At 42.8% G+C, this 14471-nt stretch carries 11 protein-coding genes and 1 other annotated feature; of the genes, 6 read left to right on the forward strand and 5 right to left on the reverse strand.

Going from position 1 to position 14471, the window contains the following annotated elements; all coding sequences use genetic code 11:
- Positions 1 to 499: 499 nt before the first annotated feature.
- The 3 genes from clpB to rluD form a co-directional block, all read right to left on the reverse strand.
- The gene (clpB, locus tag ACQEXS_RS16090) at positions 500 to 3073 is read right to left on the reverse strand and encodes an ATP-dependent chaperone ClpB (protein WP_427014507.1); all 2574 of its coding nucleotides are present in this window, start codon (positions 3071 to 3073) and stop codon (positions 500 to 502) included.
- A gap of 102 nt (positions 3074 to 3175) precedes the next feature.
- Positions 3176 to 3898 (reverse strand): peptidoglycan editing factor PgeF, encoded by a 723-nt coding sequence (gene pgeF, locus ACQEXS_RS16095; RefSeq protein ID WP_427014508.1) that lies wholly within the window; start codon positions 3896 to 3898, stop codon positions 3176 to 3178.
- Between the two features lies 1 nt (position 3899).
- Entirely contained in the window at positions 3900 to 4877 is a 978-nt protein-coding gene (gene rluD / locus ACQEXS_RS16100) for a 23S rRNA pseudouridine(1911/1915/1917) synthase RluD (protein WP_427014509.1), read from the reverse strand.
- A 135-nt stretch (positions 4878 to 5012) separates the two neighbouring features.
- On the opposite strand from rluD, the gene ACQEXS_RS16105 reads away from it, so the two are divergent.
- The 6 genes from ACQEXS_RS16105 (at position 5013) to yjjX (ending at position 11932) form a co-directional block, all read left to right on the forward strand.
- Positions 5013 to 5738: an outer membrane protein assembly factor BamD gene (locus ACQEXS_RS16105; protein ID WP_367988281.1), complete on the forward strand. Its 726-nt coding sequence runs from the start codon at positions 5013 to 5015 to the stop codon at positions 5736 to 5738.
- 400 nt (positions 5739 to 6138) lie between these two features.
- The gene (gene hpf, locus ACQEXS_RS16110; protein WP_367988280.1) at positions 6139 to 6462 is read left to right on the forward strand and encodes a ribosome hibernation-promoting factor, HPF/YfiA family; all 324 of its coding nucleotides are present in this window, start codon (positions 6139 to 6141) and stop codon (positions 6460 to 6462) included.
- 114 nt (positions 6463 to 6576) lie between these two features.
- Positions 6577 to 6698 (forward strand) — a sequence feature (Phe leader region).
- Positions 6699 to 6715: 17 nt separating this feature from the next.
- On the forward strand, positions 6716 to 7894 hold the full coding sequence (pheA, locus tag ACQEXS_RS16115) for a prephenate dehydratase (RefSeq protein WP_367988279.1): 1179 nt from the start codon (positions 6716 to 6718) through the stop codon (positions 7892 to 7894).
- A 136-nt stretch (positions 7895 to 8030) separates the two neighbouring features.
- Positions 8031 to 9104 carry a polyamine ABC transporter substrate-binding protein gene (locus ACQEXS_RS16120; RefSeq protein WP_427014510.1) on the forward strand — a complete coding sequence of 358 codons (1074 nt, stop codon included), beginning with the start codon at positions 8031 to 8033 and terminating at the stop codon, positions 9102 to 9104.
- Positions 9088 to 11433: a putative bifunctional diguanylate cyclase/phosphodiesterase gene (locus ACQEXS_RS16125; RefSeq protein ID WP_427014511.1), complete on the forward strand. Its 2346-nt coding sequence runs from the start codon at positions 9088 to 9090 to the stop codon at positions 11431 to 11433. The genes ACQEXS_RS16120 and ACQEXS_RS16125 overlap by 17 nt, the downstream gene beginning before the upstream one ends.
- The gene (gene yjjX / locus ACQEXS_RS16130; protein WP_427014512.1) at positions 11399 to 11932 is read left to right on the forward strand and encodes an inosine/xanthosine triphosphatase; all 534 of its coding nucleotides are present in this window, start codon (positions 11399 to 11401) and stop codon (positions 11930 to 11932) included. The genes ACQEXS_RS16125 and yjjX overlap by 35 nt, the downstream gene beginning before the upstream one ends.
- Positions 11933 to 11966: 34 nt before the next feature.
- Here yjjX and trpR read toward each other — a convergent pair whose 3' ends face one another.
- Both trpR and sltY read right to left on the reverse strand, forming a co-directional pair.
- Positions 11967 to 12263: a trp operon repressor gene (gene trpR / locus ACQEXS_RS16135; RefSeq protein WP_427011479.1), complete on the reverse strand. Its 297-nt coding sequence runs from the start codon at positions 12261 to 12263 to the stop codon at positions 11967 to 11969.
- Positions 12264 to 12282: 19 nt separating this feature from the next.
- Positions 12283 to 14238 carry a murein transglycosylase gene (gene sltY / locus ACQEXS_RS16140; RefSeq protein ID WP_427014513.1) on the reverse strand — a complete coding sequence of 652 codons (1956 nt, stop codon included), beginning with the start codon at positions 14236 to 14238 and terminating at the stop codon, positions 12283 to 12285.
- Positions 14239 to 14471 lie beyond the last annotated feature (233 nt).

Raw genomic sequence — 14471 nt, forward strand, 5'->3', positions numbered from 1 at the left:
CTGAACATTACATAAGTAATGTTTGAATTGACTGTGCTCTTATTGGTTTTCACTTTTGAAAAAGTAAAACAAAACAGCTCAAGGCTGCCTCCCAATTCGAATGGTCACTTCGTTTCATTGAAACCTAATTTGAAGCCGAAGCTTCTAATTGGATTATCATCAACGAGTGCCCACACAGATTGATAGGTTTATATTGTTAAAGAGCTTTCCTTTTGAGCTTCGCTCAAGTGGACGGCCATTTTAGCGAGTTAACATTCAGTGTCAAACACTTTTTCGTTATTTCTCTTGAGGTTAATTTTTTATCCTCATGACCTTTGTTGCCTTATTATCGTTAGTTCGATATCCCGTGACAACGGAGGCGCATTATAGGCACTTCCTTTGGGAACACAATAGTAAAAAACAAAAAAAACAGCACTTTCAAACTGTTCGTTCACCTTTTAATCAAGATGATAAAAAAAGGAGCGACTACGCTCCTTTTTCAACCACAAACAATTCAGTTTTACTGATGTATTATCACTTGCTCGTTACTAACCACCAGTTGTACTTTCTTATCAGGCATAACCTCACCAGCTAAAATAGCTTTTGCTAGTGGGTTTTCGACACTTTGCTGTATTGCACGTTTTAATGGGCGTGCACCATAAACAGGATCAAACCCGACTTGCGCAATTAACTCAAGTGCTTTGTCTGATACTTCAAGTTCAAAACCATGCTCTTCCATACGGTTAGCTAAACGTAATAACTGAATTGATGCGATTGACTTAATATGTTCACGGCCTAATGGATGGAACACAACGCTCTCATCAACACGGTTTAAAAATTCCGGGCGGAAATGTTTAGTCACAACCTCCATCACTTCATTTTTGATACCTTGATAATCTAGAGCAGCAAAATTTTCCTGTATCTTGGATGACCCTAGATTCGATGTCATGATCACAACCGTATTACGAAAATCAACCGTGCGCCCCTGCCCGTCAGTTAATCGTCCGTCATCTAACACTTGCAGCAAAATGTTGAACACATCTGGATGCGCTTTCTCTACTTCATCTAACAAGATGACTGAATATGGTTTACGACGGACAGCTTCGGTAAGGTAGCCCCCTTCTTCATAACCGACATAACCCGGAGGTGCACCAACCAATCTGGCGACAGAATGTTTTTCCATAAATTCCGACATGTCGATACGAACCATGGCATCTTCACTGTCGAACATAAAATTCGCAAGGGTTTTACATAGTTCGGTTTTGCCCACACCTGTTGGACCTAAGAATAAGAAAGAGCCAATCGGTTTGTTAGGATCAGATAACCCAGCTCGGCTACGACGAATTGCATTCGAAACTACTTCTACCGCTTCTTTTTGGCCAATAACACGCTTATGCAGAACTTCTTCCATGCGAAGCAATTTTTCTTTTTCAGCTTCAAGCATTTTAGAAACCGGAATCCCAGTTTGCTTTGAAAGCACTTCTGCAATTTCAGCATCCGTTACTTTATTTCGCAGTAACGTCATTTCCTGCATTTCAGCTTGAGTCGCTAAATCAAGTTGCTTTTCAAGTTCAGGGATTCGCCCATACTGTAGCTCAGACATACGATTTAAATCCCCGGCTCGTCGAGCAAACTCCATATCCATTCTTGCTTGTTCTAGCTCGGACTTAATATGTTGAGTACCTGACAAGGCGGCTTTTTCTGCATTCCAAACCTCTTCAAGCTCTGCAAATTCACGTTCTTTTTCGCTTAATTCTTCGTTCAGTGATTTAAGACGCTTTTCACTCGCTTCATCATGCTCATTATGTAGCGCTTGTTGCTCGATTTTTAATTGGATGATTTTTCGTTCTAATTTATCCAACGACTCAGGCTTCGAGTCAATTTGCATACGAATGCTCGATGCTGCTTCATCAATTAAATCAATGGCTTTATCTGGTAATTGACGATCAGAGACATAGCGATGGGATAAACTTGCCGCTGCAACAATCGCAGGATCAGTAATTTCTACGTGATGGTGCAACTCATAGCGCTCTTTTAAACCACGCAAAATCGCAACAGTATCTTCCACCGTCGGTTCATCCACTAACACTTTTTGGAAACGGCGCTCTAGCGCTGGATCTTTCTCAATGTATTGTCGATATTCATCAAGAGTCGTGGCACCAACACAATGAAGTTCTCCGCGTGCAAGTGCTGGTTTGAGCATGTTGCCCGCGTCCATAGAGCCTTCACCTTTGCCAGCTCCAACCATCGTATGCAATTCATCAATAAAGAGAATGATGTTGCCTTCTTCTTTGGACAGTTCATTCAGTACTGATTTGAGACGTTCTTCAAATTCACCACGATATTTTGCGCCTGCAACCAATGCGCCCATATCAAGAGACAATACTCTACGACCACGCAGCCCTTCTGGAACCTCATTATTGATGATACGTTGTGCCAATCCTTCAACAATTGCAGTTTTACCTACACCCGGCTCACCGATGATCACTGGGTTGTTTTTGGTACGACGCTGCAAGACTTGAATAGTACGACGAATTTCATCATCTCGACCTATTACAGGGTCCAATTTACCTTGCTCGGCACGTTCGGTTAGATCAATCGTGAACTTCTCCAGTGCCTGACGCATCTCTTCTGCATTAGGGTCGTTAACCTTCTGACCACCACGGATTTTCTCAATCGCGTCATTTACTTTTGTTTCAGTAAGACCTAGTTCTTTAAGCAAAGAACCTAAAGCACCACGGTCTTCTAGGGCTGCAAGCAAAAACACTTCAGATGAGATGTAGGCATCTTGACGCTTTTGAGCCACCTTGTCGCAAAGGTTGAATAGTGTCCCCATCGCACTTGAGAGCTGAACATCTCCTCCAATACCAGAGACTTTTGGTAAACGCTCTAGGATTTCACTGAGTTTTGAACGTAGGTGGGTAACATCAACGTCCAGCATGGTTAACAATGGACGAATGGGACTACCATTTTGGTCTAGCAATGCAACCATTAAATGGACAGGCTCGATATATTGATGATCGCGACCTAACGCCAATGATTGGGCATCAGAGATAGCGATTTGAAATTTACTAGTGAATCGATCAAGACGCATATCAACCTTCCTAAACTCAACTGAGATAAAATCTTTTAATCAGTATGAAAGATGGCTGCGGCGTCTACGATTTTCAAGGGGTTGGGGAAAGATATTTCGTGGCTATTCTAGCCAAATGAAGGTGGCCTGTCGGCCAGTTACACCATCGCGGCGAAACGAGTAAAAACGCTCTGGGTTTTCAAAGGTACATAGCTCACAGCTAAAAACATCACTCACGCCACAATGATTTAAATGTATCGTTGCTAGCATATTCATATCTGCAAGCCATTTGCCTGTCTTAATCGGTTTAAACGCTTCAATAGCCGTAGGATGAACACTAATAAAAGCGTGTAGAACATCTTCTCCTACTTCAAATGCATTCGCACCAATAGCGGGTCCAAGCCAAGCCATGACTTCGCCATCAAACTTAGCCACCGCTTCTTCAACAATGCCATTAGCAAGGCCACGCCAACCAGCATGAACGGCCGCAACTTGCGTACCGGATTTATTGGTTAATAAAACAGGCAAGCAATCAGCTGTCATTGCAGAGCAAACCACGGCACGTTTAGTGGTAAAAGCACCGTCGGCATCTAATACCTCTGAAGTGGTCGAAGCCAGTTCTGCAACAACGGTTGAGTGGGTTTGATTCAACCAAACTGGCGCCGAAGGCATCTCCGACTGCTCTTGCAACCAGTAGCGGTTAGTTTGAACAATCGATAAATCATCCCCAACATGCGCACCAAGGTTTAATCCTTGATATACGCCTGTTGAAAAACCATCAAGTCGTGTAGAACTAAACGCTTTGACATTTTTCGGCGCTGGCCAGTTGGGAACAACTTTATCCATGTTAAAACTCTTCTTCTAAACCGTGCTCTTGTGCATCTTGACGTAACGCTTCAGACATCTCGACCATATCTTCAGGTACTGGAGCATGAAACTCTAACTCCTCCCCTGTGACCGGATGCTCAAACCTTAACATGACTGCATGTAGGGCTTGACGGTCAAAGTTGCGGATCATTGTGGTTAACTCTTCGGTCGCTCCTGATGGAATGCGAGCTCGACCACCATAAGCGATATCCCCAAGCAATGGATGTTGCAAGTAGGACATATGCACACGGATTTGGTGAGTACGACCTGTTTCTAGTCGTAAACGAATTCGAGTGTGTTCGCGGAAATGCTCTGCCACACGATAATGCGTTACCGCAGGTTTCCCCATAGGACTAACGGCCATTAGCGTACGTTTTGTTGAATGACGTCCGATTGGCTGTTCAACACGGCCACCAGCGGTCATACGACCAATAGCAATCGCTTCATACTCACGCGTGATCTTACGTTTTTGCAGCGAGCGAACTAAACGCGTTTGCGCAGGAACGGTCTTTGCCACAACCATTAAGCCCGTTGTGTCTTTATCCAATCGGTGAACAATACCAGCACGAGGCACTTCTGCAATGGCAGGGAAATGATGCAACAATGCATTCAATACCGTCCCATCCGGTGTCCCAGCTCCTGGGTGAACCACAAAATCACGCGGTTTATTAATGACAATGATGTCATCGTCTTCATAAACGATATCAAGTGGAATATCTTGAGCTTCCCAACGCTCTTCATCTTCAAGCTCTGCTTGAAGTGTGATCAACTCTCCTCCCATGACTTTGGTACGAGGCTTTGTTATTACATTGCCATCCACCTGAACCTTCCCATCCAACAACCATTCTTTTAGTCGTGAACGAGAAAAATCGGCAAACAACTCGGCAATAGCCTGGTCTAAACGTTGACCTAGTTGGCTATCTTTTACGGTATTCGTTAATTCAATCTGCTGAGCCATATCGAACTTTTTCAAAAACTGTGAGACTAATGCTCACTACTGTGGAAAAATAATGCATTGCATCATTGTATCCGTTACCAGCGAGAATGTAACGGAAGCGAAAGAAATATTTATCTCAAGGGATCGACGCCTGACATGAAACAGCACACTTTATCTGGCTTATTGGTACTATCATTATTGGTTGGCTGCTCTAGCAGTGAAGAGATTGTTCCGGATGTACCGCCTTCTGAGCTGTATGCCGAAGCACAGACTTCCCTGCAAAGTGGTAACTGGTTAACCGCTATCGAAAGACTGGAAGCGCTCGACTCACGCTACCCATTTGGTGCTTACTCTGAACAAGTACAGCTAGATCTTATCTATGCGTATTATAAAAATGATGACTTAGCACTCGGGTTAGCCACGATTGAACGCTTTATGCGTTTAAACCCGACTCATGGAAAGTTAGACTGGGTACTATACATGCGTGGATTAACGCACATGGCTCAGGATAGAAACTTTATGCATGACCTCTTTAGTGTTGATCGTAGCGATCGCGATCCAGAGCCAGTCAAAGCGGCTTTTGCCGACTTTAAGAAGTTGCTTGAACGCTACCCAACGAGTCCTTATGCAGAAGACGCTCAAAAACGTATGTATGCGCTAAAGAATCGCCTTGCAGAATATGATCTTGCTACGGCGGACTTCTATCTACGTAGGGAAGCTTGGATTGCAGCAATCAATCGTACACAAGAGCTGCAAAAAACTTATCCCAATACAGAAGCTGCACGTAAGTCTTTAGAAATTCAACTTGAAGCTTATAAACAGCTCAAATTGGAAGATGCGATAGAACGCACTAAAGCTTTAATGGAACTAAATCCAATTTAACCGCACTACATCTAACAATTAAAGCCGCTCACTCTGAGCGGCTTTTTTTATGCTAATGATCCAACGCATTTCAAAACAGCGTTTGTTAGAAAACAATAAAGGAATTTTCGGAATTTAATTCACAAAATGAGGGTGGGCAAAGATTAGACAGGCACTTTTATCAGGCTGTAAAAAGTCCCTAAAAAGTGGAAGTTTTTTAGCAAGCTACCCTTTCAAATCTAATGACTTTTGTTTTGAGTACAAGCTTTTTTTAGCAAAAAAATAAGGACTCTTTGCGATTGATCACAATAAAATTTCATCAATAAAAACCCTCTCACTTTAGTGATCTAAATCACATTCTTTTATCTCTGAATAAGTAATCTGGAGTTAACCCATGAGGGATGACACAGAGGAAAAATCTATGAAAGTAAACATCACTGGCAAAAAAATCGAAATCACCTCTGCAATCCGCACTCATATTGAGAGCAAATTTAAGAAGTTAGAAAAATGGCAAATTGATATCATCAGTTGTCAGGCAACGTTCAGTGAAGAACCAAATAAACAAAAGAAAATTGAAGCTGTAATTACGGTACCCAAAGGACAACTTGTTGCTTCAGCAGTGCATGAAGATCTTTATGCAGCCGTTAATGAAGTTGAACAGAAACTGGAGCGTCAACTGAATAAGTTAAGCCATAAGTCCGAAGCTCGCCGAGCGGACAAACCAGAAGTTGAAGAGGTAGAATAATCTACCACTGGAGGATTCAAAAAGTAGCGCCTAATCGGGCGCTATTTTTTTGCTTGACGCTCCCGCCCCCCTTGCTTATTGTGGGTAAGAAATCATTATTTAGATATTATTTATGCAAAATCCCACTCTGTTCTTTTTTGACTTCTTTTTTCTCCAGTAACCTTGGAGGCTAATTCGTTTTCAGAAAGAAAGTCAAAAACGAACAGAAAGCCTCCCAAACGGGAGGCTTTTTTCATTGTTTAAGGAACCCAGAATGACCAAACAAAAATACTCACTCGATGACATTCGTCTACGGCTCAATGAACTCGACGATCAGCTGTTAAAGCTCCTCTCCGAGCGTCGTGAGTTGAGTATTGAAGTGGCAAAAAGTAAGGTTCAAACCTCTAAACCCGTGCGTGATGCAGAGCGGGAACAACAGCTTTTAGTCAAGCTGATTAACAATGGTCACACGAAATACAACCTTGATGCCCAATACATCACTAAACTCTTCCATACCATCATTGAAGATTCAGTACTGCTACAGCAATCATACCTTCAAAACCTAACCAACCCTGAGCTAAGCAGAAAACCGTTAGCAAGAGTGGCATTTCTAGGCGCTAAGGGCTCATATTCGCACTTAGCCAGTCGTGAATACTTCAGCCGCAAAAATATGGAGCTGGTTGAGTTAAACTGTGAGCACTTCAAAGAGGTCACCAATACCGTCGAAGCGGGTCATGCTGATTATGGTGTGCTGCCAATTGAAAATACCAGCTCTGGTTCTATCAATGAGGTGTATGACTTGCTCCAGCACACCACGTTATACATTGTCGGTGAGTTAACTCTTCCGATTGAACATTGCTTACTCGCAACATCTGAATTGCACATTGAACAGCTTCAAACCCTGTACTCACATCCGCAGCCACATCAACAATGCAGTGAGTTTATTAGCCGCCTAAAAGGGGTGACGCTGGAATCTTGCGCAAGCACTGCTGATGCAATGAAAAAAGTAAAAGAGCTAAATCGAAGTGATGTCGCGGCTATTGGTAATGCTTCAAGCGGAAAACTGTATGGCCTACAACCAATTCAAGGCCATATTGCCAATCAAACAGAGAACCATACTCGCTTTATTATTGTCGCTCGCAAACCTGTTGAGGTTTCGACACAAATTCCGGCTAAAACCACATTAATCATGTCGACCTCTCAAGAAGCTGGCTCACTAGTCGCAACATTGCTTGTTTTGCAACGCTTTGGCATCAATATGACTAAGTTAGAGTCTCGCCCAATTATGGGGAATCCATGGGAAGAGATGTTTTATGTCGATTTAGAAGCACATCTAAATTCTGATGATATGCAATTAGCATTAGCTGAATTAACCAAACTCACGAAACATTTGAAGGTCTTAGGCTGCTACCCAAGCGAAAACGTTAAGCCAACACAAGTTAAGTTGCAGTAATAACATTACTTGGCTCAAATAATTCCAATTGCAAGCTGACATGCATAGCGAATCCTCCTACCATTTGCCGTTGCAAGGATGTACATACGCGGTATTCCGGTTACCAACGTTTTAGTAACTGGAATACCTAAATACAATGAAATGGATCTTCACTCTTCTCGGCGGCATGAAAAAAACTCTATTCATAGCCCTTATTTGGCTGATAACGTTTTCCAGCCGGGCACACGATTCTGGACTCAGTATTTATTTATGGGAAGATACTCTCTCCCAAGACCTAATGACTGAATGGGAGAATCAAAACAATTCAACACTCACGCAATCTCATTTTGACAATGATGATCAGCGGAGTCAGTTGATGCTGAACAGTACCGAGCTCCCTTTTGATATTGTTGTTTTAGATAATATATCGGCTCAGATTTACGGCAAATTAGGGCAATTCGAAGATCTCTCAGACCTGAAAAACCGAAGCCATAATGGGTCAAAATGGCTTAAGGCATGTGGAAAATATGCCGTACCTTATTTTTGGGGTACTGTTGGTTTAGTATATCGAAAAGACAACGTGACTACGCCGCCCAAAACTTGGAGTGACTTTGTCAATCCACCAGCCGAATTACGTGGTCATATTGGCATGCTAAATGACAGCGTTGATAGCTTTCTTCCTTTCTTTTATAGCATGGGCACTTCGCCATTAACCGACGAAACTTCAGAAATAGAAGCGGTCTACCCTATATTTGCTCAATTTAGCCAACACGTATTGTCCTACGAATATGTGCTTAGCTACATCCGCAGCCATACCAATGCCAATAAAATGAAGATGGCTCTTGCCTACAGCGGCGACCAATACTCGATGAACCGTTTTCTCGAAGAAGATTTGTGGCAATTCGTCACTCCCGAAGGCGAAATTTACCTTTGGGTGGATTGCTTAGCAGTGAACAGTGCTTCGAGTCACAAAAAACAAGCGAAAGCATTCATAGAGTTTATGATGGATCCCGCTAATGCTGCAAAAAATGCAATAGATGTTAAAGCTGCAACACCGAATTCAAGTGCATTAAAACTATTGCCAGAATGGTACCTAAATGATGCATCATTGTTTCCAAACAGGGAGAGGGTCGAACAGGGGCAAATTGATAGCCCTTTGTCGGCAGAAAATATTAGCCTGAGAGCTAAGATAATTAATACGATACTTAAACGTCATGAAGCTCAACACTAGAGTTCTACTGCTTGTCGCACCCGTCGTTCTATTGGGAGCCGCGCTTTCTAGTTATAGTATTTATACCAACCAGAAAGATTCACTGATCAAGCGAGAAAATAGTTATTTACAGCTAACAATGGAAAAGTTAGCTGGCCATTTTCGTCAATCTAGCGCGCTATTGAATAGTTACTCATTAACGCTCACAAAGAGTGATGTCATCGGTAACTATTTCACCCAGCACAACACCCCGTACCGGGAACTGGAAGTGCTCGATAACCTACAAAACACCATCGCCACGCTTCAAACCAATAATCAAGATAACGTCGCTGTGACCATTCTTGATAACCAAATGAACATGTTGTTTTTTGCCGATAACCGCAATGATCCGTTTTCCAAGCAAGATCAAAACGTTCTCGATTATGTCCGTCAGGTCTTTGCACATAGCCAGCAAAAAACGCATATCGGCTATACGCATGACTATCAAGGGGATACCACCCTCATTCGTTACGACATCCTCGACAAACACACGTTAAGAGCCCCACTTAGCTATGAAACAGACGATGTGTTTTTTATCATAGTCCATCTCTCTCTGAACAAATTTAATGATCTAAGACGAATTATTGAACTCGACAACGACAGCAGTATCTTTTTTAGTGATGATCCGGTGATCCGCTCTGGCATGACGCAATCGGTAGAGCTCAAGCCCGGGCTGTTTGCTACACTCGATCCTGCCCGCTATCTGCTGGAACGAAAGCTCAACCGTTTAGAGCACGAATTGATGCTATCGTATCTCGCCTCTTCAACGATCACCGTCTTGTTACTTTCACTGCTTCTTTACCGCCATGTCACTCGCCCAATAGCCCGTATTGATCACCAGCTACAATTGGTCGAACTCGGTAAACGCAGCAACATTGAGCGCCTTTCCAGTGAAGATGAAATTGGTCGTTTGTCTGCACGTGTTTACGACATGTACAACGAACTAAACTCAAGTTATCAAAAAACGAAAGCAATGGCTGAATACGATCACTTGACCCAATTGGCCAACCGTTATCAATTTCAAATGTACGTCAAACGTATTTTGGCAAATAAGCTCAATAGCCTTCATGCTTGGATTTTGTATATCGATCTGGATAACTTTAAATACGTGAACGATAAATATGGTCATCACCAAGGTGACTCTTTATTGGTTAATTTTGCCGAACACGTTCGTTCGTTGTGTAAAGAGTATGAGTTAAAACATGGCATTAAATGTCTTGCCTCACGATTGTCCGGTGATGAATTCGCGATTTTTATCTCTTCGGCCCACAAAAGTGCGCTGGCAGATGCTCTTGCAACTGCCATATTAGAGCCTATTCAGGCTAATCATAATTCGCCGTTAGGCAACTTCCCAATCACCGCCAGTATTGGTATTGCATGTTACCCTGAAGATGGTGATAACATCACCAGTCTGCTTTCACATGCCGATACCGCCATGTACCAAGCGAAACGAGCAGGAAAAAACCAAGTTGCTTATTACTCTCAAGAACTCGATAGCGTTGTCCGTCGCAAAGCTCAAATTGAGCGAGCACTTCGCAGCGGCAGGCTCGACGATGAGTTCTCTCTGTTATATCAACCCTATTTCGATGCATTAGGCACGAACGTCGTTGGTGTAGAAGCTTTGTTGCGATGGCACTCACCTAAGCTAGGCACGGTTACCCCCAGTGAATTTATTCCCATTGCGGAACAAACCGGATTGTTTGGTGCAATCGATCGCTGGGTGATTAATCAAGCTTTCCACGATTTTGTTCAGTTGCAACAAGCCCATGAACACCCAATTCAGTTATCAATTAATTTATCATCAGCCGAATTAGATTCACTTCAACTGGCCAAGTTCATTGAAGCGGCAGCAGAGCAGCATAAAGTAGTGCCTCATCTGGTAGACTTCGAAATTACAGAAACTTTCGCAACCGACTCTCAAAGCTACTCTTTGTTGCACGAACTATCGCTTATGGGTTACAAACTGGCGATCGATGATTTTGGCTCTGGCTATACCTCTATCACTCAATTGGTAGAATACCCTGTACAGAAAATAAAATTAGACCGTGAGTTTCTTTCAGCACTGCTCAAAACCAATAATCAAAAAGTGATTAAGCCGCTGGTTGAGCTTTGTCATTCTCAATCGATGAAAGTGACCGCGGAAGGGATAGAGTCCGCCGAGATCCATCGTTGGCTGGCAGAAAACGATTGTGATTACATGCAAGGGTTCTATTTGTCTAAACCACTAACACTACAAGAAATCACTCACCCCAATAATCTTGATAATGGAGCCGAACATGAAAGTGAAGAAGGTCGTCGTAGCTTCGCTTAACCCAGCTAAAATAAAGGCGGTTGAAAGCGCCTTTAACACTACTTTTCCTGATCAATCTTTTGAATTTGTTGGCGTTAGCGTTTCCAGCGAAGTCGCGGACCAACCATTCAGTGATACTGAAACACACCTTGGTGCGCTAAATCGTGTCAAGAACGCCAAGTTGCTTCAAAAAGATGGTGACTTTTATGTTGGGCTAGAAGCTGGTATTGAAGACAACATGACGTTTGCTTGGATGGTGATTGAATCAGATAAGGTACGAGGAGAGTCACGCTCTTCAAGCTTAATGCTCCCCCCTCAGGTATTAGAAAAGCTAAACGATTCCAATGAGCTTGGTGATGTCATGGACGAAGTTTTTGCGACAGAAAATATCAAACAAAAAGGTGGAGCGATTGGATTATTAACCCACCATCAATTGACCCGAAGTTCGGTCTATCACCAAGCATTGATCTTAGCCCTTATTCCTTTTATTAACCCAGAACATTTCCGTGCAAATCTGTAGAGATGACAAAGGGAGCCTAGGCTCCCTTTGTTCTTTAATGCTTTTCTAGCAATTCAGCTATCAAAGCTTTTTCTTCGGTACTCTTCGATTTGAGCTCGTTAGATCCCCGAGTGATCGTCGCAACCCCAACTCCTAGTAACTGGCTGATCTGACGCTGGGACAATTCCCCTTTCAGAAGTTCATGAAAGATATTAACCCTAGCAACCAGTGCGTCGCGCTCATCAGGCGTGAGCAACATAGTCAATAACATATCATGTTGCTCTTTATCGACGCTCTGTTTTATTAGTGCAATGATCTGCTGCCAGTCTTGGAACTCAGGTTGTGCTGCCATGAATTTTAACTATTCCTTATCAGTACTTGGCACTTGCTTCATTCTGATTTAAGAACGCACCATCAACACCTAAAATCTCGCGATAATATGTTTCAAACATCAATATATTTTGCACATAACCACGGGTTTCATTGAATGGGATCGCTTCAATAAATGCGTAAGCATCAAGCTTACCTTGGGTACGCTCGCGCCAAGTTTTTACACGATGTGGCCCTGCATTATACGCCGCCAAAGCAAAAATTCGATTGTTATCGTACTTTTCCAATAAGCTCTTGAGGTATTGGCTACCGATTTCGATATTTTTTCCAACCTCGTAAAGATCATTGCTCCCTTGATATGAGAGTTTATATTTACGAGCGGTGTATTTGGCTGTTGATGGCATGATCTGCATAATACCGCGCGCACCGACTGGTGAACGAGCTTCTACATCCAATGCACTTTCCTGACGCGCTAATGACATCAAAGTGATCGGGTCGATATCATGTTTATCGCCGTAAAAGTTAAACCACCAGCGATGAGCGACAGGGAAACGCATCTCAATGTTATCCCACATTTTAGCTTGAATACTGGCTGTAACCGTCAGATGGTGCCAACGTTTACTAGCCGCATACGCAGCTAACATTTCCGATTGCTCTTCAGTCACATTGCGTAATAACCAACGCCATTCACTTTTTGCTGCCGCTATCTTGTTTACCTTAATCAGCTCATCAATACGCGCTAATGTTTTTGAAAACGGCTTTACCGTCTCAGGTTTATACGTCAGTGACGCAAAAGAATAATTGATCGATTGCTGGATCTCTTTTGCGGCAGCTACACTATAAAAATTCAGCTGACCAACCTGCTTTTCCAATCGTTTCTTACCTTGATTGGCTTTGCCTAACGCAATCTCGCTACGACCAAGCCAATACTGCCAACGCATGGACTGCTGTTTATCTAGCGGTAAAGTGGCAATCCACTTTTGCAGCCCTTTCCAATCTTGCTGTTGAATGGCTAATCGAGCTCGTCGCTCAATCAACGCGGTATTTTTTGAGGTTGAGATAGCTTGATCTCGCCATTTGGCTAAAGAAGCTGAATCGGTATTGATCAAACGGAAAGAAATATAGTCCGCTAACGATTGGCGTTCTTTCTCATCCAGCTTTTGTGTTTTTGCCACTTGATTGAGCGCTTGTTGTGCTTTTTCTACATCGGTACGCGCCAACTTCTTCATCGCAATAACGGCTTGCTTTTGATTGAACGGCGTAACAAGGTGTTTTTTGGCAAAAGCAACCACAGACTCCGGTTTACTGTACAACGACTTCATCGTTGCTGCTTTATCCAAGTAGCTTTGGCTTTTTAACTGTTTTTTCAGGTAGTTCATTAAGCTACCGTTACGTGCTTCAAACGCCAGCAGCATCCGCTCCATCACAAGCTTTTCAGTCTGGTGTCCAGCGTTATTCCATGCCTTAAACAACGGATCACAAGATGAAGAAACGCTCTTTCCACTTAGCCATAAATCTTCCGCACCTTTAAAGGCGAGCTCCTTGCTACCAGCGTGATACTGCGCTCGGTAATACAAACATTGGTAGCGCTCTCCTTTCGGCTCATCGTGTTGAAAGTCGAGTAACGTTTTCCATTGTTTTTGAGCGGCCAGTTTATTCAGATATGGCGCGCTGATCCGTGCAGAAAAAGGAAACGTTTTATGTTCTGAAATAAAGCGATTAACTTGTTTTGGCGTTTTACTGCCAAGATCGACCAAAAACGCTCGATAATCCACATAAGGTGTTAATGGATAACTCGCTATTTCAGGCCTGATTTTTCTATATTCAGAGACCTTTTTTTGGTCTAACAGTTGTTGTGCTTTATCGTATGTAGCACGTTGATGTTGAATGTCTGAAGCCTGCACCCAATGAGAATACGTACTGCCACTCATCATCACCGCAAACGTCAGCAATGATGATGGTAGGCGCTGTGACAGTAAGGAAAACGAAGGCATCATAAAGTCTGATAAGTCCTTTTGAGAATGATGTACTTTGACCTTTCATTAAGGCTCATACTCATGGGGTAAGTAAAGGATAAAGATCTTAAATCATCATAATTTCACACAGGAGTGACATACTAGACAAAAGCATTAATTAGTTACAATGAGATTGATTAATAGACCTTATCATTCCTGATTACCTTTCATTTGGGTGGTAACAAATCCTGCTTTCTTGGTATAGAATGCCCTTT

Source organism: Vibrio sp. TRT 17S01 (assembly GCF_050113695.1).
Classification (GTDB): domain Bacteria; phylum Pseudomonadota; class Gammaproteobacteria; order Enterobacterales; family Vibrionaceae; genus Vibrio.

Excerpts from the sequence above, each read along its gene's own strand:
- clpB (WP_427014507.1), bottom strand. The coding sequence starts at position 3,073 with ATGCGTCTTGATCGATTCACTAGTAAATTTCAAATCGCTATCTCTGAT.
- pgeF (WP_427014508.1), bottom strand. The coding sequence starts at position 3,898 with ATGGATAAAGTTGTTCCCAACTGGCCAGCGCCGAAAAATGTCAAAGCG.
- rluD (WP_427014509.1), bottom strand. The coding sequence starts at position 4,877 with ATGGCTCAGCAGATTGAATTAACGAATACCGTAAAAGATAGCCAACTA.
- ACQEXS_RS16105 (WP_367988281.1), top strand. The coding sequence starts at position 5,013 with ATGAAACAGCACACTTTATCTGGCTTATTGGTACTATCATTATTGGTT.
- hpf (WP_367988280.1), top strand. The coding sequence starts at position 6,139 with ATGAAAGTAAACATCACTGGCAAAAAAATCGAAATCACCTCTGCAATC.
- pheA (WP_367988279.1), top strand. The coding sequence starts at position 6,716 with ATGACCAAACAAAAATACTCACTCGATGACATTCGTCTACGGCTCAAT.
- ACQEXS_RS16120 (WP_427014510.1), top strand. The coding sequence starts at position 8,031 with ATGAAATGGATCTTCACTCTTCTCGGCGGCATGAAAAAAACTCTATTC.
- ACQEXS_RS16125 (WP_427014511.1), top strand. The coding sequence starts at position 9,088 with ATGAAGCTCAACACTAGAGTTCTACTGCTTGTCGCACCCGTCGTTCTA.
- yjjX (WP_427014512.1), top strand. The coding sequence starts at position 11,399 with ATGAAAGTGAAGAAGGTCGTCGTAGCTTCGCTTAACCCAGCTAAAATA.
- trpR (WP_427011479.1), bottom strand. The coding sequence starts at position 12,263 with ATGGCAGCACAACCTGAGTTCCAAGACTGGCAGCAGATCATTGCACTA.
- sltY (WP_427014513.1), bottom strand. The coding sequence starts at position 14,238 with ATGATGCCTTCGTTTTCCTTACTGTCACAGCGCCTACCATCATCATTG.